Genomic DNA, 22,643 nt, shown 5'->3' with positions numbered 1-22,643 from the left:
GAATGAAGCCAGCCCTTTCCACCCCACAGCCGCCGGTCAAGCAGCAAGAGCGATGCTAGCACCGCGGCGCGGGAAGGCAAGATGCTGCAGTGCATCAAAATGCCCGCCCCCGCACGCGGCGCCCCGTCGTTCAAAAGCGTGCGCGCAGCCCCGCCGACACCGCGCGGCGCTCGACCGGATAATAGATGGCCGAGGCTGCAGTCACGTCGATCGCAGCGCTGATGTCGCCGATTGCTTTCCTCGCTGTGAGATTGCGCGCGTCGAGAAAGGCATCGATCCCATCTGCGACGCGCATGCCGGCGGTGAAACCAAGCAGCGCATAGCCCGGTGTGCGGGTCCTGTTACGATAATCGACAAAAGGTCCCTCAGCGACCCATTCGATGGCCGGCGCGACATGCAACGCATCGCCGCCGAGGCGCAGCTCGGCACGATAGACGTGACGCGGGACGACCGGCAGGCGGTTATCGCCATAGACGGCGTCGCCGCGAAAGCGAAAATCGCTGTAAGTATAGACCTGCCGCAGTCGCAGCCAGTCGGTCGGCGAGATCTCCAGCGCCGCCTCGATCCCCTCGTGGCGCGTGTTGGCCGCATTGAAGGTCGACGCGGGAATGTCGGCGCTGGGCGTATATTGCAGCAGCTCGCCCTTGATATCAGCGCGATAGAGCGAAAGGTCCCAGCTCAGCAGCCCGCGCGTTCCCCGCGTTCCGATTTCCGCCGTCCATGCGCGCTGGGGCGCGAGCGGGACGAAAGCGGCGAGCTGCGCGAGTTCGATAAAGCCGGGAAATTCGACCGAGCGGCTATAGTTGCCATAAATCTGCACCCCCGGCATGGCGTCGAGAAGCACACCGAACTTCGGGGAGAATGCATCAAAGTCGGCGCGAGCTCTATTGACCGCCGGCCCGTTGCTGAACGTCTCGCGCTGGCGCCGCACGCCGTCGGCATAAACGCCGCCCGCAATCAGCGACAGGCCCGCGGCGGGCTTCAACCGAAGCTCGCCATAGAGCGTTGCGGTGCGCGCAAACTGCTCGGCGTCGAAGGTCCTCGCGCCCCGACGGCCCGCGAGGTTCACGAAACGCCGCGAATGGACGTTCCCTGCGCGAAGTTCGCCTCCGAGGGTCGCCTCGATGGCTCCGCTGGCATGGTCGAGGCGGAAAAAGCCGCCGCGATCGAGGCTCTTCTGGTCCACAAGCTGATAGATGGGATGATGCAGCGTCTTTGCATTGACGAAGACCCCGACGTCGAGCCTCGTCGACCCGAGATCCACGCGGGTGCGGCTTTGAATGCGCAGCGATTCGATATCGCGCGCCTGATCACCCGCAACGCTCGCGGCATTGGCCTTGCGGGGCGTGGTCAGCGCTTCCTCGCGCGTCAGCGCACCGGGCAATTGCTGGTCGATATTGTTGTAGCTCGCATAGAGGCGCGTCGTGATGCTGTCCGTGAGAGCAAGCCCGGCATTGCCGTGGAAGCGGAGGCTACGCCGCCGCGCATGGTCGCGGTCGCCGTCTGAGCTGTCCACGCTCACTGCGCCCCAGACATCGACCCGATCGGCCGCAACGCCGGCCGAGACGAGACCACGAAGATTGTCGAAGCTCCCGATATCCCCGCGCAGATAAATCCCTTCGGCTGTGCGCCCCGTCGGCGTCACGCCATTGATCGCGCCGCCGAGCGTGCTCGAACCGAACCGGAGCGCATTGGCTCCGCGGTACACCTCGAGATGATCGAAGAAGATCGGTTCGAGCTCCTGAAAATCACCATTGTCGTCGGCAAGGTTGATCGGGGCTCCGTCCTGGAGCAGCGTCAGCCCGCGCATGTGATATCCGCGTGACAGACCCGAGCCGCGGATCGAGATTCGCACCTCCTGCCCAAAGCGCGGCTGGAGATAGACGCCGGGCGAATAGGCCAGCGTATCGCGCAGGCTGACAATCGACTTGTCGGCATAATCTTCGTGGCGAACCACGTCGGTCCCGCCGGGGGTTTTCGCCGCCCGATCTTCAGCAGCGTCGGTGTCGGTGCGGGCGGTCACGATGATGGTCTGGTCGGCCTCCGCCGTTGCAGCGGAGGCGACCGCGGGAAGAGCGGCCATGGCGAGCGCCAACCAGGGCGCCGCGCGAGTAACAGGGCTTTGCATGGATAATCCTTCGCGTGAATGCAGGACAGGCGCCGGTGCGCGGGGAACGCACATCGGGCGGGTCAGGCGGATTCAGGCGAGGGCGGGCGGTCCGGTGCTCGGCGGGAGCGGCGAGGCGATGCCGGGCGCAAAGCCGAGTGTCGGAACCGCGCTCGGGGGTAGCGGAAGCCCGGTCGGCCTCTCGGCCAGTGCGGGTGTATCAGGTACGACCGGCGCGACCGCGAGCGCCCCCCACGGGCAATGCTGACTTTGCGCCGCCTCGTGGTCACCCGTCTTTTCGATGGGGATCGTCAGTGTCGTCCCCGGATTTTCAGGGTCCGAACAGATGCGGACCGTGATCGACCCGCCGCTGTCCGCGTCGATCATCCATCCCGGCGCGACAAGCACGCGCGCTGCGAGCGCCAGCAGCACAGGCAGCAGGAGCAGGAAGCCGGGACGGCGAAAGGCGGCAAGGAGGCCCACGGCGAGCGGCCTTATGGCGCTGGGCGCCCCGGCGCAAGCGGACAAAATGTCCAGACCCTATTCGGCGGCTACCTCGTCGGTCTTCTTGCCCGTGCGCGTCCAGGGATAGAGAAACTGCCCCCAATAGGCCTTCGGCACCTCCTCGGGGATGCCGTAATTTTCGGGCCAACGGTCTTCCGGAAGATGGAAGGTCCCGAAGATCTTGTCGAGCCATGGGAAATGAATGGCGAAATTGACGTCGAACGCCTCGCGCTCCAGCCCGTGGTGCCAATGGTGGAAACGCGGGGTCGCAATCCAATGGCCAAGGCGATTGAAATTCCCGCCGACATTGGCGTGGAGCAGCGACGACCAGACATAGACGAAGCCAATATAGGCCTGCATCACCGACGGCGCGAAGCCGAGCGTGAACAGCGGCAACGATGTGATCGAGCGCAAGAGGATGATCTCGACAAAGTGCATCCGCGACCCCGCGAGCCAGTCCATCGACTTCGCGCTGTGGTGGATCGCGTGGAATCCCCACAGGAAGGGAATCTTGTGAAAGAGGCGGTGATACCAATATTGCGCAAGATCGGAGGCGACGAGAACAATCGCGAACTGCACGATCCACGGCAGCGATGCGATGCCCGCCCGGAACGCGTCCCAGCTCGATGTATGGTCGTTGACAAACGCCTGCGGCGCGAGCGCGAGAAAACTCAGCACCTGCACGAACATCGTGCTGACCAGATAATAGAAAAGATCCTCGCGCCATTCGGTGCGGAACAATCGCTGCGTGCGGCGATGCGGGAAAGCACGCTCGAGCGGTGCGAACATGAACCCGGTGACGAGCAGATTGACGATGAAAAAGTCGAGCCCGAAGAAAATGCCCCAGTCGCGCGTCTCGGCAGGCTGGACATTGGCGCCGCCGAGGAGCGCCGCGGCGAGCCCGGTCATGAGCGCCGTCAGACCAAGCACCTTGCGCGGCCGCAACAACAGGCTGAGGAGCGCAAGGCCATAGCTTGTGAGCAAGGTCAGATGGACGAAACCGCGAAAGCCGGTCCAGTTCCTGACGACTTCAAGCTCGGGCGTCGCAAACCACTCGGGAAATCGCAGCGCGATGACCATGAACAGGCCGGTGATCGCAAAGAGCAGGCCGAAAAATCCCGACAGCCAACCGCTGCCGATGCGCCGCACCTCGGTATGCGATTCAAGATCGCGCATCAGAGTCTGAAGAAAGTCACGCTTTGCCATGTCACCCCCTTAGCCGCATGGAAACCGCGCGGTCTGTGATCGAGCGCACCGCCCCCGCCTCTCCTTCCCGCCGCCGCGCGCGCGAAGGATCACCCTGCCGCTTCGACGATAGCCGCCCACTCGGCCTCGTCGATGACCCTTATCCCCAGCGCCGCCGCCTGCTTGAGCTTCGATCCCGCGCCCGGACCGGCGACCACGAGGTCGGTCTTGGCGCTCACCGATCCCGCGGCCTTGGCGCCGAGCTTTTCAGCCTGCGCCTTCGCCTCGTCGCGGCTCATCGTCTCGAGCTTGCCGGTGAAGACGACCGTCTTGCCCGACACCTCGCTGTCGCGCGTTTCGACCACATAGGGCGGCGGGGAAACTTCAAGGAGAAGATCGTCCCACAGCGCGCGGTTGTGCGGTTCGTGGAAAAAGTCGCCCAAAGCCTCTCCCACCGCGACGCCGATGCCGTCGGCCCGCACCTCGAGGATCGACTTGATCGCCTCGACCTTGCGCGCGAGATATTTGCCCTCGGATTCCCCCTCGGCCTGCGGGTTCGCCTCGAGATAGTCGCGGATCTCGGCCGCTTTCCCGGGAAGGCGCGCGATCTCGCCCAGCCCCTTCATCAGGTCGCGCGCGGTCACCGCGCCAACATGGCGAATGCCGAGCCCGAAAAGAAGCCGCGCCGCATCGGGCTCGCGTTTCGCCTCGATCGCGGCGAGGAGATTGTCGACCGACTTCTCCTTCCACCCCTCGCGCTCGAGCAGCTCATCGCGGTGATTCTTCAGTCGGAAGATGTCCGCCGGCCCCTTGTCGAGCCATCCAAGCTCCAGAAATTCCGCGATGCTCTTCTCGCCCAGCCCTTCTATATCGAGCGCGCCGCGGCTCACGAAATGGCGAAGGCGCTCAAATTTCTGAGCGTTGCAGATGAGCCCGCCCGTGCAGCGCACGTCGACCTCGCCCTCCTCGGCCACCGCCTCGCTGTCGCACACCGGGCAATGGTCGGGGAAGATATAGGCCGCGCGCGGTTCGTCGCGGGTCAGATTTTCGACGACCTGCGGGATCACGTCGCCTGCGCGCTGCACGACGACACGGTCACCCGGCCGCACGCCGAGGCGGCCGATCTCGTCGCGGTTGTGAAGGGTGACATTCGACACCACGACGCCGCCGACCGTGACCGGTGTGAGCCGGCCCACGGGGGTCAGCTTGCCGGTGCGGCCGACCTGGATGTCGATGGCCTCGAGCGTCGTCTGCGCGCGCTCGGCGGGGAATTTATGGGCAATGGCCCATCTTGGCGCCTTGGCGACAAAGCCGAGACGTGCCTGCCAGTCGAGGCGGTCGACCTTGTAGACGACGCCGTCGATGTCATAGGGCATGTCAGCCCGTTCGGCCTCGATTGTGCGATAATGCTCAAGCACCGCCTCGACACTCTCGAACCGCTCAAGCAGCGGCGACACAGGCACGCCCCAAGCCGCGATGCGCTTCATCATCGCGCGCTGCGTCGCCTCGGGCACCTCGCTCGTCTCGCCCCAGCCGTGGGCAAGGAAGCGAAGCGGGCGCGCCGCGGTAACGCCCGCATCCTTCTGGCGCAGCGAACCCGCCGCAGCATTACGGGGATTGGCAAACTGGCGGGCCTTTTCGGGGTCATCCGCTTCGGCAAGGAGCCGTTCGTTGAGCGCGGCGAAATCCGCTTTCGCCATATAGACCTCGCCCCGGATCTCGAAGACGTCGGGCGCGGCGCCCTTCAGCCTCTGCGGAATGTCCGCGATCGTCCGCACGTTCGGCGTCACATCCTCGCCCACCGTCCCATCGCCGCGGGTCGCAGCCTGGACAAGCTCGCCCTTCTCGTAACGCAGCGAGCAGGACAGGCCGTCGATCTTGTCCTCGGCGGTCAAGGCGACCGTCTCGCCTTCGCCCAAATTCAGGAAGCGCCGCACGCGGGCGACGAACTCCTCGACGTCCTCAGCCGCAAAGGCATTGTCGAGGCTCATCATTCGCACCGCATGGGTGACCTTCGCGAGCGGCGACGCCTCGACGGCAGCCCCCACAAGCCGGTTCGGGCTGTCGGCGCGGACGAGATGCGGGAACGCCTCTTCGATCGCATTGTTGCGCCGGACGAGCGCATCATATTCCGCGTCGCTGATCTCGGGCGAATCTTCGGCGTGGTAGAGCTTGTTATGATGGGCGATCGCCTTGGCGAGCCGCATCAGCTCGTTGGCGGCATCGGCCTCGGTCAGCGATTCAACAGCGGTCATGCGCCCGCTCATGCCACCGGCTTGAACTCGGCGCGAGACCCAAATCCCGCAATGAGGGGCCGCCCCTTCGCGATCGCCGCCTGCACCGCGGGCAATTGCAGCGAGGCGGCATGTGCCGCCTTGTCCGCCCAGAGCTCGACGATCCACAGCGCATCGGGGTTTTCCGCATCTTCGCCGACGATATAGGCGAAACTGCCCGGCATTGCGAAGGTCCCGTCGGTCAGAATCGCGGCGAGCGCCGCGCGCTGTCCAGGCTGTGCGATCATCTGGCCGATCAGCCCATATTTCGGATGTTTCTCGTCCATGATGGTCTCCAGCGCCCGCACCGAACGCGCAGGCAGGAATAAAGCGGCAAAGGCCGCCAGCGCCGAGAGATGCGTGCGCCGGTCGATCATCGCGCGATCACCAGCACATGCACCTTTCGCCGGATGCGAAAGCCGAGCGATTCGTACAGCGCGATTGCGCCTTCATTGTCGGCATAGCTGTGCAGGAAGGGCTGCTCGCCGCGCTCCACCATCGCACGCATGACATGGCCGATCAGCGTCCGGGCCAGTCCGCGTCCGCGGCAATCCTGCCACGTCGCCACTCCGCTGACCTCGGCCATGCCGGGCATGAGCATACGCTGTCCTGCCATGGCGAGCAGGCGGCCTGAATCGCGGACCCCGAAAAAGGGACCGTAACGATGCGTCGCCGGACCCCACGGTCCGGGCTGGGCATGCCCCGCCAGGGCTGCCATGTCGGTTGCATCGGCGTCCAAAAGGAGTGTGACATGGGGCTCGTCCGCGCGCGGTAGAGGCGGCGCGCCGTCGGCGACCATCTGCGCCAGCACAGCGCGCCTGACCTCGCGGGTGCCTGGCGGCACCGGCCATGGTTCGCCCTCGACGATCCAGAGCTCGCCATCATCTGGGACCAGCGCGGCAAGCGCCGCCTGCGCCTCGGCGCCCTGGTCCGCTCCCGCTCCGAACGGCCCATAGCTGCGGTCAAGCCGCACCGCGCGCGCATCGCCCTCGGCAAGGTGCGCCTGCCGCCCGGTAAGCATGCTCCACACCGGGCGGTCGAGGGGATGCGAGGCGGTCACGCGTCACCCTGAGCGCGATATTCGCGCGTGATCTTTATTTCTCCGACGATCGCGGCGTTGAAATTTTCCAGATCCTCAGCAGGAATCCAATATTCCTGGTGCGCCCGGCCCCCCGCCATCTCCACCTGGTACCGGTCAAGATAGGATTTCAGCACCTCAAAGCGGGTCACAAAGCCGCTGCCGCTCGCGCGGACATTCCAATCGCGGGCAATCTTGATCGCATATTCCTCGGTGGTCACCGGATAGAAAATCGGCTGCTCGGGAAGGCGCGGCGGAAAGGCGCGCATCCCGCTTTGGCGGACCAGCTCGAGTTCTTCGGGTCCGACCGGACACCACAGAGTGACTGTCGGCGCTGCCATCAGACGACCTCCAGCAAGCGCTCGGCCTGCGCCCGCGCCTCGGCGGTCACCTCGGCGCCCGAGAGCATGCGGGCGATTTCCTCGCGGCGACCGTCTGCGTCGAGCGCGCGGACGCCGGTGCGCGTGACGGTGCCCTCGCTCGATTTCGCGATCACGAAATGCGCGGCGCCCTTTGCGGCGACCTGAGGGCTGTGGGTCACGGCGAGCAATTGCTTGCCCGCCCCCGCGAGCCGTGCAAGCCGTTCACCGATTGCGCTGGCGACCGCGCCGCCCACCCCGCGGTCGATCTCGTCGAAAATGATCGTGTCGGCCCCGCCCTCTTCGGCGAGCGCAACCTTGAGCGCGAGGATGAAGCGCGAGAGCTCACCGCCGCTTGCGATCTTTGCCAGCGGCCCGAAAGGCGCGCCCGGATTGGTCGAAATCAGAAATTCAACGCGGTCGATCCCCTCCGCGCCCCAGCGCTCGGCGGGAAGCCGTTCGAGGAGCGTCCGAAAGCGCGCGGCATCGAGCTTCAATGGCGCAAGTTCCCCCGCAACCGCGGCATCGAGCCTGGCGGCTGCCTTGGCGCGCTGGTCGGAAAGCCGGCTCGCGGCCTGAGTATAGGCGGCCGCAGTTTCAGCGACCTCCGCCTCGAGCTTCGCCAGCCCGGCGCTCCCCCCTTCGATCGCATCGAGCCGCGCTGCAAGATCAGCTGCGAGTTGCGGCAGCTCGTCGGGCTGGACGCCATGCTTGCGCGCCATCGCGCGCAGCTCGAACAGACGCGTCTCGGCCGCCTCGAGACGCTCAGGATCATATTCCATCGCGCGCGCAGCCTCGTGCAGCCGCGATTCGGCTTCGTCGGCGTCGATGATCGCGCGATCGAGGCTGGCGAGCGCCTCGGCGAGGAGGGGGTGATCGCCCGCGAGCCGGTCAAGGCGCCGCGCGGCGCCGCGCAGCAGCGCTGGGCCGCCGGCGCTCCCGTCGAAGGCTTCGAGGATCGTCGAAAGATCGCCGGCAATCCTTTCGCCCTTCTGCATCGCGGCGCGCGCCTCGGCGAGTTCGGCCTCCTCGCCCGGCTGAGGGGCGAGTGCTATGAGTTCCGCAACGCAATGTCCGAGCCATTCGCGATCGCGCTCAGCCTCGCTCACCGCCGTGCGGGCTGCGGCAAGCCTGGCTTCGGCCGCGCGCCACGCAGCGTGGCTTTGCGCCACCGCGCCCGTGTCGGCGCGCGCATAGGCATCGAGCAGCGCGCGGTGCCCCGCCGGCGCAAGCAGGCCGCGGTCGTCATGCTGGCCATGAATCTCCACCAGCTGTACGCCGACCTCGCGCAGCAGCGCCGCCGAACAGGGCTGGTCGTTGAGAAATGCGCGGCTGCCGCCGTCGGCTTTCAGCGTTCGGCGGACCAGCAGCGGCTCGCCCGGCTCGATCGCAATGTCATTGTCGGCGAGCAGCCTTGCGAGCGGCGTGCCCGGCACGGGCGGTGCAAAGCTTGCGGTTACCTGCGCCTTGTCGGCGCCCTGCCGTACGAGCGCGGTGTCGGCGCGCATCCCGAGCGCGAGGCCGAGCGCATCGAGCAGGATCGACTTGCCCGCCCCGGTCTCGCCCGTCAGCACGCCAAGCCCATCCTCGAAATCGAGATCGAGCCGCTCGATCAGCACGATATTGGCGATGGAGAGCGCGGTCAGCATGACCTGCTCTTATCGCAGAACAAAATGCGAATCTATCGCGCGATGCGTCAGGCCTGCGGGGCGTGCCTCTGCATCAGGTCGAAGGCGCGCTTGTACCATTTGCTGCCCGGATAGTTGGCGCCCAGCACCGCCGCCGCCTTCTTCGCCTCGCCCGGGATACCGAGCGCGAGATAGCATTCGGTCAGACGGTACAGTGCTTCGGGTGCGTGGCTCGTGGTCTGAAACTTTTCGGTTACTTCGCGAAAGCGCAGCGAGGCGGCAAGCCAGTTCGAGCTGCGCTGATAGAAGCGGCCGATCTCCATCTCCTTGCCTGCAAGGTGATCGCGCACAAGATCCATCTTGATCCGCGCATCGGCGGCATAGCGCGTGTCAGGGTAGCGGCGGATCACCTCTCCCAGCGCCGCCTGCGCCTGCTCGGTAATCTTCTGGTCGCGGGTGACGTCGCTGATCTGCTCATAATAGTTCAGCGCGATCAGATAATAAGCGTAGGGCGCATCCTTGTTGCCCGGATGGATCGCGAGGAAGCGCTGCGCCGCTTCGATCGAGGGCGTATATTCGCGGTCCATATAATAGGAAAAGGCGCTCATGAGCTGCGCACGCCGCGCCCAGGGCGAATAGGGGTGCTGCCGCTCGACCTCGTCGAACAGCGCGGCGGCAAGCTTGTACTGGTTGCGGTCGAGCCGGTCCTGCGCCGCCCGATAAAGCGTGCTGACGTCGCGCGCGACGTACCGGGTATCCTTTTTGACCCCGCCTCCCCCGGCGCAGGCCGCCAACAGGGGCGTCATCACAAGAGCGGCGGCGAGCAGGCGCACGGCGGCGCGCGAGGAAACGGGCTGAGTCATGCGCGCGGTATAGCCACAGCGCCGATGAACGCAAAATAAATGATAGCGCGCAGCGCCGCTTTGCCCTGCTATTGGGCCGATGCGCCGGGCGCAGGCTCCGCCGCCGCGGCCTTGACGACGCAGCCCTGGGGCGCATCCGCGGGCGCGGAAACGCGGCGCGCAGTCCTGATTGTCACCATCGGGTCCAGAATCTGGCCTTTCATCGCGCCCTCGCCCGCGGTGGGCGAGAGCGGCGCGGCGAAAATCTTCTCGGCAATGTCGCGGCCGCCGACAATCTCGCCGAACACCGCAAAGCCTGCGCCATCGCCGCCCACCGCGTCGGCATCAAAGCCCTTGATATCGGAGAGAAGCAGAAAGAAGTCGGTCGTCGCGTCGCCCGGATGGAGCCGTGCCATCGACAGCGCGCCATCACAGTTGGTAAGCCCCGTCATCGTCGTCGCCTCATGTTTGACCGGCGGGAAATTCTTCGCCGCATCCCCGCGGTTTCCGGCCTGGATGAGGCGATTGTCCGGACCCCAGCTTCGCGTCGCACGATAGAATTTGAAGCCGTCCATTCGCTTTGTATCGACATAGCGCAGAAAATTCGCCGCCGTGGCGGGTGCGCGCTTGTCCTCGAGGCGCAGCGTGATGGTGCCAAGATCGGTCGTGAGCGCGACATAAGGCCGCGTGTCCGCCGCGGCAGCGGCCGAAGGCCCGGACGTTGCCGCGGGCGCGGGCGGCGAGGCGGGCATCGTTTCGGCAGGCTGGGCGGCAAGTGCGAGAAGCGGCAGGAAGATCGTGAGCATGCGCGGGACATATCCCAAAGCCGGTGTCCTTGGCGAGTCCCCGGCTTGCGAGAGGCCAAGCGGCAGGAAGGCAGGGCATGCCGCGTCAGGGAAAGGCGACCTCATCACCGCCGCGCGCCCGTCGTCTGGCTCAAAAAAAAGGGACCGCTCTCGCAGCCCCTTTTTCATTTTCTGCCTGGCAGGCGATCAGTCCTTCAGAAAGTCGGGCACATGACCCTCATCTTCAGGAACATTGTCGCTGCGCTCGCGGCGCGGGCCGCGGCCTTCGCCATCGCGGCGCGGACCGCGGTCGCGGCCGCCCCGGCCGCGCTCGCCTTCACGGCGCGGGCCGCGGTCGCCCCGATCACCGCGCTCGCGCGGTTCGCGCGGCGGGCGGGTGTCTTCAAGTTCCTCGCCCGTTTCCTGGTCGACGACGCGCATCGACAGGCGAACCTTGCCGCGCGGATCGATTTCGAGGACCTTGACCTTGACCTCCTGGCCTTCGCTCAGGACGTCGGCGACCTTCTCGACGCGCTCATTCTTGATTTCGCTGACGTGGACGAGACCGTCCTTGCCGCCCATGAAATTCACGAACGCCCCGAAATCGACGAGATTGACGACCTTGCCGTCATAGATCTTGCCGACCTCGGGTTCCTCGACGATGCCGCTGATCCATTTGCGCGCAGCCTCGATCTGGTCGAGGTCGCTCGACGAGATCTTGATCAGGCCCTCATCGTCGATGTCGACCTTGGCCCCGGTCGTCGCGACGATTTCGCGGATCACCTTGCCGCCGGTGCCGATGACGTCGCGAATCTTCGCCTTGTCGATCTGCATCGTCTCGATCCGCGGCGCATGCGCCGACAATTCGCTGCGGGTCTCGCCGAGCGCCTTGTTCATCTCGCCGAGAATGTGCGCGCGGCCTTCCTTGGCCTGCGCAAGCGCGGCCTCGAAGATTTCCTTCGTGATGCCGGCGATCTTGATGTCCATCTGCATCGTGGTGATGCCCTCGGACGTGCCCGCGACCTTGAAATCCATGTCGCCGAGGTGGTCCTCGTCGCCCAGGATGTCCGAGAGAATCGCATAATCCTTGCCTTCAAGGATCAGGCCCATCGCGATGCCCGAGACCGGCCGCTTGATCGGCACCCCGGCGTCCATCAGCGACAGCGAGCCGCCGCACACCGTCGCCATCGACGACGAGCCGTTCGACTCGGTGATGTCGCTGGTCAGGCGGATCGTGTAGGGGAAGTCGTCCTTCGACGGCAGCACCGGATGCAGCGCGCGCCAGGCGAGCTTGCCGTGGCCGACTTCGCGGCGGCCCGGGGCGCCGAAGCGGCCAACTTCACCGACCGAATAGGGCGGGAAGTTGTAGTGGAGCATGAAATTCTGGTAGCTGAGCCCGTTGAGGCCATCGACCATCTGCTCGCTTTCCTTGGTGCCGAGCGTGCAGGTCGCGATCGTCTGCGTCTCGCCGCGGGTGAAAAGCGCCGAACCGTGCGCGCGCGGCAGGAAGTGCGTTTCCGCGACGATCGGACGGATCTGGGTCGTGGTGCGGCCGTCGATGCGCTTGCCTTCCTTGAGGATGGCGGTGCGCACGATTTCGGCCTCGAGCTTCTTGACCAGCTTGATGCCGGCCATCACCGCCTGCGGGTCGAGCCCATCGGCGACGAACTGTTCCTTCGCCTTCGCGCGCGCCTCGTTCAAGGCATTGGAGCGAGCCGATTTGTCGGTGAGCTTGTAGGCTGCGGCAATGTCCTTGCCGATCAGCTTCTTCAGCTTGTCCTTGAGTGCGGCATTGTCGTCCGACGAGGCGATTTCCCAAGGATCCTTGGCAGCCTGTTCCGCAAGATTGATGATCGCCTTCACAACCTCCCTGCAGGCGTCGTGCGCGAACATTACCGCGCCGAGCATGACCTCTTCGGAAAGCTCATTGGCCTCGGATTCGACCATCATCACCGCGTCGTGCGTCGCGGCAACGACGAGGTCGAGATCGCCTTCGGCAACCTGCTCGTCGGTGGGGTTCAGAATATATTCGCCGTTGAGGTAACCGACGCGGGCAGCGCCGATCGGACCCATGAAGGGCACACCCGAGATGGTGAGCGCAGCCGAGGCGGCGACCATCGCGAGAATGTCGGGTTCATTATGGCCGTCATAGCTCAGGACCTGAGCGATGGCGTTGATCTCGTTATAAAAGCCTTCAGGGAACAGCGGGCGGATCGGGCGGTCGATCAGGCGGCTGACCAGCGTTTCCTTTTCGGTCGCGCCGCGTTCGCGCTTGAAGAAGCCGCCCGGGATACGCCCTGCGGCCGAATATTTTTCCTGATAATGGACGGTGAGCGGGAAGAAATCCTGCCCTTCCTTGACCGACTTCGCGGCGGTCACGGCGCACAGGACGACCGTTTCGCCCAGCGTCGCCATCACGGCGCCGTCGGCCTGACGGGCAACCTTGCCCGTTTCGAGGGTCAGCGTTTCACCGCCCCACTCGATCGATACTTTTTTCACGTCAAACATGGATTTTCCTTCGCCCGCCGGGCCCTATGCCGGGCGGGGCCTCTGTGTCCGGGCAGTCCGGCCCGGGGCGGTACGGGGCGTTTCTTGGCCCCTTGCTTGCGAAACCGTCGCCGGATTGCGACTGTTCCTCCAACTCCGTTCACGCGAACGGATAAAATGAAAGCGGCCCCGGAGCCCGGGGCCGCCTTCGAAATCTTATTTGCGAAGACCGAGCTTTGCGATCAGTGCCTGATAGCGACCCTCATCCTTCTTGCGGAGATAGTCGAGCAGGCTGCGACGCTTGTTGACCATCATCAGCAGCCCGCGGCGGCTGTGATTGTCCTTGTGGTGCGTCTTGAAATGCTCGGTCAGCGTGTTGATGCGGTCCGTGAGGATCGCAACCTGGACTTCTGGCGAACCGGTGTCCCCCTTTGCGCGGGCATTGTCCTGGATGACTTCGGCTTTACGCTCGGCGGTAATCGACATAATCACTTTCCTCGAACATCATGGCTTAAAGATTGAAGCCCCGCACGACTTTCAGCGTTCCCGCCGAAACTTCTATCAGGGCAATCGGGCGACATTCGCCGTCCCGCCCCCAGTAGAGCCCGTCGTGCGTGCTTACCCCGGTCCAGACGCGACCCTGTCGGATCGCCCCTGCCGCTTCCGGGGAAAGGTCCAGAGCCGGGATGTCGACCAGCCCTGCCTCGAGCGGCAGAATAATCTCTGATTGCGCGGCCCCTTGGCCGAAAGCGTTCAATTTGTCCAGCGAAATCGCGTCATCCAGCGTGAAAGGTCCCGCTTTGGTGCGGCGGAGCATGGTGACATGACCGACGCTGCCGACGGCATGCGCAATATCGCGGGCGAGACTGCGAATATAGGTGCCCTTCGAGACATGGGCCGTGAAGGTCAGCGCCTCCAGTCTCTCGCCTTCGCCTGCTCCCTTATCCTCGACATGAAGACTGTAGATCGTCACGCCCCGCGCCTTCATCTCGAACCGCTCGCCCTTGCGCGCGCGGTCGTACGCGCGTTCGCCATCGACCTTGATGGCCGAAAAGGCGGGGGGCACCTGTTCGATGTCGCCGGTGAAGCGCGGCAGCACCGCGGCGATCTCGCAAAGTGTGGGTCGCACCTCGCTCACCGCGACCACTTCGCCCTCGGCGTCGAGCCCCGCAGTCTCGGTGCCAAAAGCCACGGTGAAGTCATAAACCTTGCTCGCATCGAGCATCCGCCCGGTGAGCTTGGTCGCTTCGCCGAGCGCAATCGGCAAGACCCCGGATGCCAAGGGATCGAGCGTGCCGCCATGGCCGACCTTGACCTTGCCGAGCCCGGCCTCGCGGCACACGCGCTTGACGGCGCCCACCGCCTGCGTCGAGCCAAGCCCCACCGGTTTATCGAGAATGATCCAGCCGTTCATCCGCCGCCGCTAAGCGGTTGCGATGCGGATTGTCAATTTGCGGGCGCAACCTTCGCATCGGCCGTGTCCTTCGTCCTGTCGCGCTCCGCCTTCGAGGGCGGCGGTTCAGCGTTTACGAAGGAGACGAGCGGGCAGCGTTCGCCGCGCACGAGGAGAGTAGCAAAGCGGTCGAGGCGCGCCTGTCCGCGGGTGTCGAAACCAATCGCCTGCGCGAAATCGACGTCGCGGCAGATTCCTGCAAACAGCCCATAATACCAATCGCCGCGGCGATCCTGCACCCAGATGCCGCGCTCGCGGTCGGCGCGCCAGTTGCGGATTGTCGTGTCCCCTGGAAAGGCAATGCTGGCCTCGGCACCGATCTCGCGCGGCGCCTTTTGAGGCTCGTCGGCCGCCGCTGCCGAAAGGGGAAGCAGCATGGCGGCCAGGGAGAGTGCGAGTTTCTGTCTCATGGACGGCTTCTAGCACGGTGTGGCTGAACGGGCGCTGACCGCGCCCCTGTCTACCTGGGAAAGCTCAGGCGCCTTCCCACTCCGCGGCGAGCACGGACCAAAGTCCCGTGTCGCGAACATGCCCGGTCCAGGTGATGCGTTCCGCCCGAAGCACGCCTTCCTTCGTCGCGCCGAGCTTTGAGACCGCCGCCTGGCTACGCTTGTTGCGCTCGTCGATACGAAACTCGACGCGGCGGAACCCGACCGCAAAGGCATGGCCCAGCATCAGCCGCTTCACACGCCCATTCAACCCGGTGCCGCGCACGTCGGGTTGAATATAACTGCCTCCGATCTCGACCGTTTGCGCTGGAACGTCCGCCCTCAACCAGGCCGTCATGCCGACGAGCCGCGCGCCGGCGAGCACCGCGTAGGGCATCCAGCCAGGCTTCGCGAGCAGCCCGGTGAAGGCTGCGTCAAAATGCTGAGGATCGAAACTCGAGGCGTAGATGTGCCAGATGTCGGGGTCGGCAGCGCACGCAGCGCGCAGTGCCTCCCGATGCTCTTCGGCAAGCTTGACGAGCCTGGTGTCGCCCTCGGCCAGCTCGGCGTACAGGCGGTCAAGCATCGGCGAGCACTTCAGCCGCCTGCCGGCGCTTTTCCATGAAATGGCGCCGGCACATCGCGACGTAGCGGTCGTTGCCGCCAATCTCGGTCTGCGCGCCCTCGACCACCGCGCGGCCAGCTTCATCGACGCGCAGGTTCATCGTCGCCTTGCGCCCGCATTCGCACACCGCCTTCAGTTCGACGAGCGCGTCAGCAAGGCCCAGCAGGGCGGCCGAGCCGGGAAAGAGATTGGCCGCAAAGTCGGTGCGCAGGCCGTAGCAGAGCACGGGAATATTGGCCTCGTCAGCCAGCCGGGCAAGATCAAGAACCTGCGCGCGCGAGAGAAATTGCGCTTCGTCGACGAGCACGCAGGCAAGCGGGCGTTTGGCGTGCTCGGCCTTCACCCCCGCCCACAAATTGCTGTCGGGGTCGAACCTGTGCGCTTCGGCGAGCAGGCCGATGCGGCTGGTGATCTGCCCGGCGCCATAGCGGTCGTCGAGCGCCGCGGTCCAGAGCATCGTTTCCATCCCGCGCTCGCGATAGTTGAAATCTGCCTGGAGCAGCGTCGTCGACTTGCCCGCGTTCATGCTGGCATAATAGAAATAGAGCTTCGCCATGGGCGATGCGATACCGACTTGAGGCGGGCGCGCAACTTGAAAATCAGGCGGCGCCGAGGAGCGCGCGAAAGCGATCCGGCTGGGGGACCAGTTCGCTTAGCCGGTAGCCGTCGAGGTGCTTCAGAAACGCCGCGAGAGCCCCGCCCAAGGCCCCCTGCAGCCCGCAGCTGCCCCGAACCGGGCAGCGCGAGGTTGCTGCGGCCATGCACTCGACCAGCCCTTCCAGGTTTTCGAACTCGCGCACCACCGAACCGACAATCACCGTCTCGGGATCACGCGCGAGCGTCAACCCGCCGCCGCGGCCGCGCTGCGCGCGCACGTAGCCAAGCGCCTGCAGCCGCTGCGCGACCTTGGCGAGATGATTGCGCGAAATGCCGTATTGGCCCGCGATCTCGTCGACCGACATCTGTCGCCCGGTTGCGGCGAGGGCCATGAGGATGCGCAGGGCATAATCGCTGTGGAGGCTGAGCTTCATAAAATAGGTATATTAGATATTGCTTTTATCGGCAACCCGCTTAAAGAGGTATTTCAAATGCCCAATAAAGAGTCGGTAGACAGATGACGACACGAACGGTTCAGGCTCACCCCCACGCGATCGCTGCCCGCGAGGAGCGGCGGGCCGAAGCCTATGCGATGGGGATCGACGAAGCTTTCATCGCCGAGATGGTCGACCGCTTCTATGCGTCGGTGCGCGAGGACGCGATGCTCGGCCCGATCTTCGACGAGCGGATCGATGACTGGCCGAAACATCTCGGCCAGATGAACCGCTTCTGGCAGACGATCCTCTTGAGCGCCGGCAATTTCACCGGCAACCCGATGATGAAACATTTGGCGATCCCGACGATCGGGCAGGAGCATTTCCAGCAATGGCTGCGGCTCTTCTACCGGACGCTCGACGATATCGCTCCCACCCCCGAGGCGGTCCGCCATGTCGGCGCGAAGGCACGGATGATAGCCGAAAGCCTGCTCACCGGCATCTGGGTTCACCGCGACCGCAGCGATCCTCTTGCGAAGAAAGTGGAGTTGCCCGATGTCTGACCGCCCGCCCCTGCCCCCACCGGCCTATCGCTCGAACGATCCTTATGAAACGAGCGGCAGCCAGGCGGGTTTCCAGCTCCCGCGCGCGGCCTGGCAGACCATGTTCGCCTGCTACGCGATCTTTTTCCTCGGCATCTTTGCGGCAACCGGACGTGATGCAGCGACCGTGATGATGCTCGTCATTTCCGGCCTCTACATGCTCATGTTCTTCGGAACAGCCAAGCTCCTCCATGCGCAAAAAGGCGCCGAACATGATTCGCCGCTCGATCGCACCGATGGTCTGCTTGAGACCTGGACCGGTCCGATGGACCGGCGCAGTGTCGCAGCGCAAATTCTCGCAGTACCGGCTGGTTTCGCCTTTCTTGGCGTGACCTTCTTCATCACCCGCGCCGCCGCTGGCTTCTGACCATGGCGGCGCCAATCGCCGAACGCGGGCCCGCCCTCCCCTCGGGGGCGCGCGCCTACCGGAGGATCGGGCCATTTGGTGCAGGCGAGATCCCGGCCGGCCTGCTCCGCCGCCACGATCTGAAAGTCGGGGCATGGGGGCTGCTCACGGTCCTTGCCGGCTCGATCCGTTTCCACTGGGATGATGAAGGGGGCGGGTCGCGCCTGCTCAAGTCCGGCGATACCATGTTGATCCCGCCCTGTGTCCCGCATCATCTTGAACGGCACGGAGCCGTAACGATCGAGATCGCCTTTTGCGCACCCGGCGCGCCCGAGGCAGCCTGAACGCAGCTCCTTTGGCTCCTGCCCTTTCTTGACACGCCGCCGCGCGCTGTCATGCTGCGCGCATGATGCGATAGGGGGGGGGAACCGCCGATGCGGCTGATGCCGGTGACCGACGCAATGTTCCTGTGGGGGGAAAGCCGCGAAATGCCGATGCACATTGGCGGCATCAATCTCTACACCCTTCCCGACGATGTCGACGAGACCGAATGGCTGAACGAACAGCTCGCCTTGCTCCGTCAGCCCGGAGGGCTGCGGCGCCCGTTCAGCGAAGTCCTGAAATTGACCCCGCTTGGGCAATATGGTCCGATCCGGCTCGAGCCCGACCGCGATATCGACATGCACTACCATGTCCGCGCCGCGGCGCTGCCGAAGCCGGGGCGCTACCGCGAGATGTTCGAGCTCGCCTCGCGTCTTCATTCGGGGCTGCTCGACCGCACCCGGCCCTTGTGGGAGATTACGCTCATCTCGGGCTTGCCGAACCGCCAGATCGCAACCTTCAAGAAGATTCATCATGCGCTGATGGACGGCGCCGCGAGCATCCATTTCTACAATTCGATGCTCTCCACCGACCCTTCCGAGCGGCGCGCCTGCTCGCCGCTCTCGGTCGAAGCCTATGAGGCTTACAAGCGCAGGTTCCCGACCCCCAAGCCGAAGCCATTGCTTGCGAACCTGACCGACATCAAGGCGATCGGCGACTTCCTGAAGGAGCAATGGGGCAACAGCGTCGGCGTGACAAAGGCGCTCAACCAATATGCCGCCGCGTTGTTCGGTCTCGGCGGGGATGGCCTTGCCACCCCCTTTACCGGCGTGCCGCGGACCAGTTTCAACCGCAACATCACCGGCGCGCGCCGCTTCGTTGCGCAAAGCTGGTCGCTCGAGCGCGTCCGGGCCGTCGGCAAAGCCTATGACGGGACGATCAACGACGCGGTGCTTGGCATGTGCGCGGGCGCGATGCGCAAATATCTCCAATCGTTGAACGAGCTGCCCGACAAGCCCCTCAAGGCGATGGCGCCGGTGTCGATCCGCCCCAAGGACGATGTCGATTCGGGAAATTCGGTCGCCTCGGTTACCGCCAATCTCGCGACCAATATCGACGACCCTGTCGAGCGGATGGCCGCCATCCAGGCGTCGATGAACGCCGCAAAGGCGCAGCTGCGCGCGATGACCGCCCAGCAGATCCAGATCTATACCGCGATCACCAGCGTCCCGCAGCTGCTGACCGCGCTCACCCGCACCGCCGACAAGTTCCCGGCCTATTCGGCCACCATCTCCAACGTACCCGGACCGCGCGAGCAGATGTACTGGAACGGGGCGCGGCTCGATGGCATGTATCCCGCGAGCATCCCCGTTGACGGGATGGCGATGAACATCACGCAGGTTTCCAACAACAAGAATATCGACTTTGGCATCACCGCCTGCCGCCGCAGCGTCCCACATGCGCAGCGGATGATCGATTATCTCGAGGACGCGCTGGTCGAACTGGAGTCAGCGGCGGGGATCAAGCGAGCTGAATAATCGCTATCCGAGTTCAACCGATGTCGTGAAAGTAGACGTCAGGCGTCCTTTTCCTCCGCGGGCCCCAGGTCGCGCGCCACCTTCGGATCGCGCAGCAGTTTCTCGATATGGCTCGCTTCGTCGAAGCTCTCATCGGGCAGAAATTTGAGCTTTGCTGCATATTTCATGCGGATGCGGTGGGCGACCTCGCGCTGGAGATAGGCCGTATTGGTCCTGAGCGCCTTGATCACCGCATCCTCGTCACGGCCGAGCAGCGGCTTCACGAAAACGGTCGCATGGCGCAGGTCGGGCGACATGCGAACCTCGGTCACGCTGACGGGGTGCGATGCGAGCACATCGTCGTGAACGTCGCCGCGCTGGAGGATTTCACTCAGCACATGACGCACCTGCTCGCCCACGCGCAGCACGCGGACCGAGGGGCCGGACTGGGTCTCATTATGACGCATCGATCAATTCCTCCTGCACCCCCGCGCCGGCGGAGGTGCAGGGATGGTTCAATTACAGCGTGCGTTCGCGTTCCTCGACCTCGAAGACCTCGAGGTGATCGCCCGGCTTGATGTCGTTCGTATCCGCGAGCACGACACCGCACTCAAGCCCTGCGCGCACCTCGGCGACGTCATCCTTGAAGCGGCGAAGCGACGCGATGGTCGTTGCCGAGACGATGACGTCGTCGCGCGTGAGGCGCGCATGCAGCCCCTTGCGGATCGAGCCTTCGAGCACGAGAAGACCAGCCGCCTTGTCGCGCTTGCCGGCCGGGAAGACCTCCTTGACCTCGGCACGGCCGACGACGGTTTCGACGCGTTCGGGGCCGAGTTCGCCCGCCATCTCCTTCGCGACCTCTTCGGTCAGATGATAGATGACATCATAATAGAGGAAACGCACTTTCTCGCGGTTGGCGATCTCGCGTGCCTTGGCGTTCGGGCGGACGTTGAAACCGATGATCGGGGCCTTGGTCGACGCGGCGAGCGTCACGTCGCTCTCGGTGATCGCGCCTGCGCCCGAATGGAGCACGCGAACGCGGATCTCGTCGGTCGACAGCTTGTTGAGCGCGTTGACGATCGCCTCCACGCTGCCCTGCACGTCGGCCTTGATGACCACCGGATATTCGATGACATTGGCCTTGTCGGCGAGCGCGGAGAACATGCCCTCGAGGCTGACCGGCGCTTGCGCCGTCCGCTTCTTGAGAGCCTGCTCCTGGCGATAGGCCGCGACCTCGCGGGCGCGCGCCTCATTCTCGACGACGGTCAGCGTATCGCCCGCCATCGGCACGCCGCCCAGTCCAAGGACCTCGACCGGCGTGGAGGGGCCAGCCTGCTTGATCTGCTTGCCGTGATCGTCGACCAGCGCGCGAACGCGGCCGCTTTCGGCGCCGCAGACGAAGATGTCACCGACTTTCAGCGTGCCGCGCCGGATCAGGATCGTCGCGACCGGGCCGCGGCCCTTGTCGAGCTTCGCCTCGACAACCGTGCCTTCAGCAGCGCGATCGGGGTTGGCCTTGAGTTCCATGATCTCGGCCTGCAGCGCGATCGCGTCGAGCAGCTTGTCGAGGCCGGTTTTCTTCAGCGCCGACACTTCGACATTCTGGACGTCACCGCCCATTTCCTCGACGATCACCTCATGCTCGAGCAGACGCTCACGCACGCGCTGCGGATTCGCGCCCTCTTTGTCGACCTTGTTGATCGCGACGATGATCGGAACGCCGGCCGCCTTGGCGTGGTTGACCGCCTCGATCGACTGCGGCTTCAGCCCGTCGTCGGCGGCGACCACCAGGATGACGATGTCGGTGACATTGGCACCGCGCGCGCGCATCTCGGTAAAGGCTTCGTGACCCGGCGTGTCGAGGAAGGTGACGAGCGACCCGTCGGGGGTCTTCACCTGATAGGCCCCGATATGTTGGGTGATGCCGCCGGCTTCGCCCGCCTGGACGTTCGCGCCGCGCAGCGCGTCGAGCAGGCTGGTCTTGCCGTGGTCGACGTGACCCATGATCGTGACCACCGGCGCGCGCGGCTTCAGCGCTGCCGGGTCGTCAACGTCCTCGTCATGCCGGATATCGACATCGGCTTCGCTCACGCGCTTGATCTCGTGCCCGAACTCGGTGACGAGCAGTTCGGCGGTATCCTGGTCGATCGTCTGGTTGACGGTGACCGGCATGCCCATCTTGAACAGCGCCTTCACAAGATCCGCGCCCTTTTCGGCCATGCGGTTCGCAAGTTCCTGAACGGTGATCGTGTCAGGCACGACGACTTCACGGACCTGCTTTTCGCGCGGCCCCGACGAGGTGATATGCGAACGCCGTTCCTTTTCGCGCGCGCGCTTCAGTGCCGCAAGGCTGCGAGCGCGAGCGCCTTCATCCTCGTTCAGGGCGCGGGCGACGGTCAGCTTGCCCGACTGGCGGCGATTGTCGGCACCGCGGTTCGCCTTGGGCTCGGGTCGCTTGGGTTCGGGGCGCTTGGGCGCCTCGACCGGCGTGAAGCGGCGCGGCGCAGGCGTTGCGGTCGCCGCGGCACGCGGCGCCGCTGCCGGGCGCGGGGCCTCAGCTGCAGGGGCTTCTGCGGCCTCGGGCTCGCTCGCAGCCGACGCCGGCGCCGGCGCGGGCGCCGGTTCTGGTTCGGCGGGCTTGGCTGCAGCCTGTTGCTCACGCTCCGCAGCACGCCGCTTTTCTTCCTCGGCAGCGCGGGCGCGCGCAGCCTCTTCGCGGCGGCGCGTTTCCTCAAGCGCCGCCATGCGGGCTTCCTCGGCCTCACGCAGCAGCTGCGCCTGACGCTCCTGCCGCGTCATCAGGCTGTCCGATTCGCTCGCGCGCGGAGGCGCGGGCTTGGGTGCGGGAGCAGGCGCGGGCTTCGGCGCGGGCGCGGCCTGGACCTCTTCGGGCTCGGGCGCGGGGGCGGCTTCGCCCGGACGGCCGATCACGCGGCGGCGCTTCACCTCGACCACCACCGTGTTGCGGCGCCCGTGGCTGAATTGCTGCTGCACCTGTCCAGCCTCGACCGTCCGCTTCAGCCCCAACGGCTTGCGGGTAAGGGTCGGCTTGTCCTGTTCGTCACTCATCGA

The 22,643-nt window shown here is 65.2% G+C and carries 23 protein-coding genes; 4 read left to right on the top strand and 19 right to left on the bottom strand.

Features of this window, described 5'->3' with window-relative positions; genetic code table 11:
• Positions 1–130 precede the first annotated feature (130 nt).
• The 17 genes from LH20_RS03490 to LH20_RS03410 all read right to left on the bottom strand — a co-directional run bounded on the left by LH20_RS03490 (position 131) and on the right by LH20_RS03410 (position 16,785).
• Positions 131–2,128 (bottom strand): TonB-dependent receptor family protein, encoded by a 1,998-nt coding sequence (locus LH20_RS03490; protein WP_053553019.1) that lies wholly within the window; start codon positions 2,126–2,128, stop codon positions 131–133.
• A gap of 72 nt (positions 2,129–2,200) precedes the next feature.
• Positions 2,201–2,590 carry a hypothetical protein gene (locus tag LH20_RS03485; protein WP_053553018.1) on the bottom strand — a complete coding sequence of 130 codons (390 nt, stop codon included), beginning with the start codon at positions 2,588–2,590 and terminating at the stop codon, positions 2,201–2,203.
• A gap of 57 nt (positions 2,591–2,647) precedes the next feature.
• Positions 2,648–3,817 (bottom strand): sterol desaturase family protein, encoded by a 1,170-nt coding sequence (locus LH20_RS03480; protein ID WP_053553017.1) that lies wholly within the window; start codon positions 3,815–3,817, stop codon positions 2,648–2,650.
• A gap of 89 nt (positions 3,818–3,906) precedes the next feature.
• Positions 3,907–6,051: an NAD-dependent DNA ligase LigA gene (ligA, locus tag LH20_RS03475; RefSeq protein WP_053556072.1), complete on the bottom strand. Its 2,145-nt coding sequence runs from the start codon at positions 6,049–6,051 to the stop codon at positions 3,907–3,909.
• An 8-nt stretch (positions 6,052–6,059) separates the two neighbouring features.
• Positions 6,060–6,446 carry a putative quinol monooxygenase gene (locus tag LH20_RS03470; RefSeq protein WP_083455263.1) on the bottom strand — a complete coding sequence of 129 codons (387 nt, stop codon included), beginning with the start codon at positions 6,444–6,446 and terminating at the stop codon, positions 6,060–6,062.
• Entirely contained in the window at positions 6,443–7,129 is a 687-nt protein-coding gene (locus tag LH20_RS03465; protein ID WP_235527099.1) for a GNAT family N-acetyltransferase, read from the bottom strand. Before LH20_RS03465 ends, LH20_RS03470 begins: the two co-directional genes overlap by 4 nt.
• Positions 7,126–7,488 carry a hypothetical protein gene (locus tag LH20_RS03460; RefSeq protein WP_053553016.1) on the bottom strand — a complete coding sequence of 121 codons (363 nt, stop codon included), beginning with the start codon at positions 7,486–7,488 and terminating at the stop codon, positions 7,126–7,128. The genes LH20_RS03465 and LH20_RS03460 overlap by 4 nt, the downstream gene beginning before the upstream one ends.
• On the bottom strand, positions 7,488–9,155 hold the full coding sequence (gene recN / locus LH20_RS03455) for a DNA repair protein RecN (protein ID WP_053553015.1): 1,668 nt from the start codon (positions 9,153–9,155) through the stop codon (positions 7,488–7,490). The genes LH20_RS03460 and recN overlap by 1 nt, the downstream gene beginning before the upstream one ends.
• A gap of 47 nt (positions 9,156–9,202) precedes the next feature.
• Positions 9,203–9,997, bottom strand: a complete 795-nt coding sequence (locus LH20_RS03450) for an outer membrane protein assembly factor BamD (protein WP_053553014.1) — start codon at positions 9,995–9,997, stop codon at positions 9,203–9,205.
• A 68-nt stretch (positions 9,998–10,065) separates the two neighbouring features.
• On the bottom strand, positions 10,066–10,782 hold the full coding sequence (locus LH20_RS03445; RefSeq protein WP_053556069.1) for a peptidylprolyl isomerase: 717 nt from the start codon (positions 10,780–10,782) through the stop codon (positions 10,066–10,068).
• Between the two features lie 186 nt (positions 10,783–10,968).
• Positions 10,969–13,269, bottom strand: a complete 2,301-nt coding sequence (pnp, locus tag LH20_RS03440) for a polyribonucleotide nucleotidyltransferase (RefSeq protein ID WP_053553013.1) — start codon at positions 13,267–13,269, stop codon at positions 10,969–10,971.
• Between the two features lie 195 nt (positions 13,270–13,464).
• The gene (gene rpsO / locus LH20_RS03435; protein ID WP_053553012.1) at positions 13,465–13,734 is read right to left on the bottom strand and encodes a 30S ribosomal protein S15; all 270 of its coding nucleotides are present in this window, start codon (positions 13,732–13,734) and stop codon (positions 13,465–13,467) included.
• Between the two features lie 25 nt (positions 13,735–13,759).
• Complete coding sequence (gene truB, locus LH20_RS03430) at positions 13,760–14,662, bottom strand: tRNA pseudouridine(55) synthase TruB (RefSeq protein ID WP_053553011.1); 903 nt, start codon at positions 14,660–14,662, stop codon at positions 13,760–13,762.
• A 32-nt stretch (positions 14,663–14,694) separates the two neighbouring features.
• Positions 14,695–15,111 (bottom strand): DUF6491 family protein, encoded by a 417-nt coding sequence (locus LH20_RS03425; protein ID WP_235527098.1) that lies wholly within the window; start codon positions 15,109–15,111, stop codon positions 14,695–14,697.
• A gap of 64 nt (positions 15,112–15,175) precedes the next feature.
• Positions 15,176–15,715 carry a GNAT family N-acetyltransferase gene (locus LH20_RS03420; RefSeq protein WP_053553009.1) on the bottom strand — a complete coding sequence of 180 codons (540 nt, stop codon included), beginning with the start codon at positions 15,713–15,715 and terminating at the stop codon, positions 15,176–15,178.
• The gene (locus LH20_RS03415; RefSeq protein WP_053553008.1) at positions 15,708–16,310 is read right to left on the bottom strand and encodes a thymidine kinase; all 603 of its coding nucleotides are present in this window, start codon (positions 16,308–16,310) and stop codon (positions 15,708–15,710) included. The genes LH20_RS03420 and LH20_RS03415 overlap by 8 nt, the downstream gene beginning before the upstream one ends.
• 43 nt (positions 16,311–16,353) lie before the next feature.
• A complete protein-coding gene (locus LH20_RS03410; RefSeq protein ID WP_053553007.1) occupies positions 16,354–16,785 on the bottom strand; it encodes an RrF2 family transcriptional regulator in 432 nt (143 codons plus the stop codon).
• An 83-nt stretch (positions 16,786–16,868) separates the two neighbouring features.
• Here LH20_RS03410 and LH20_RS03405 point away from each other — a divergent pair, with 83 nt between their 5' ends.
• From LH20_RS03405 to LH20_RS03390, 4 genes are all read left to right on the top strand, one after another.
• Positions 16,869–17,348 (top strand): group III truncated hemoglobin, encoded by a 480-nt coding sequence (locus LH20_RS03405; RefSeq protein ID WP_053553006.1) that lies wholly within the window; start codon positions 16,869–16,871, stop codon positions 17,346–17,348.
• Positions 17,341–17,754 carry a hypothetical protein gene (locus tag LH20_RS03400; protein ID WP_053553005.1) on the top strand — a complete coding sequence of 138 codons (414 nt, stop codon included), beginning with the start codon at positions 17,341–17,343 and terminating at the stop codon, positions 17,752–17,754. The genes LH20_RS03405 and LH20_RS03400 overlap by 8 nt, the downstream gene beginning before the upstream one ends.
• 2 nt (positions 17,755–17,756) lie before the next feature.
• Positions 17,757–18,077 carry a DUF1971 domain-containing protein gene (locus LH20_RS03395; RefSeq protein ID WP_053553004.1) on the top strand — a complete coding sequence of 107 codons (321 nt, stop codon included), beginning with the start codon at positions 17,757–17,759 and terminating at the stop codon, positions 18,075–18,077.
• Positions 18,078–18,167: 90 nt separating this feature from the next.
• Positions 18,168–19,592 (top strand): WS/DGAT/MGAT family O-acyltransferase, encoded by a 1,425-nt coding sequence (locus LH20_RS03390; protein ID WP_053553003.1) that lies wholly within the window; start codon positions 18,168–18,170, stop codon positions 19,590–19,592.
• Positions 19,593–19,630: 38 nt separating this feature from the next.
• Here the strand turns inward: LH20_RS03390 and rbfA are convergent, their stop codons facing one another.
• Both rbfA and infB read right to left on the bottom strand, forming a co-directional pair.
• Complete coding sequence (gene rbfA / locus LH20_RS03385) at positions 19,631–20,038, bottom strand: 30S ribosome-binding factor RbfA (protein ID WP_053553002.1); 408 nt, start codon at positions 20,036–20,038, stop codon at positions 19,631–19,633.
• A gap of 52 nt (positions 20,039–20,090) precedes the next feature.
• Complete coding sequence (gene infB, locus LH20_RS03380) at positions 20,091–22,640, bottom strand: translation initiation factor IF-2 (protein WP_053553001.1); 2,550 nt, start codon at positions 22,638–22,640, stop codon at positions 20,091–20,093.
• Between the last annotated feature and the right edge of the window lie 3 nt (positions 22,641–22,643).

Source organism: Sphingopyxis sp. 113P3 (assembly GCF_001278035.1).
Classification (GTDB): Bacteria; Pseudomonadota; Alphaproteobacteria; order Sphingomonadales; family Sphingomonadaceae; genus Sphingopyxis.
The sequence above is the reverse complement of the archived record's forward strand: the minus strand, read 5'-3'. Positions and strand labels throughout refer to the sequence as shown.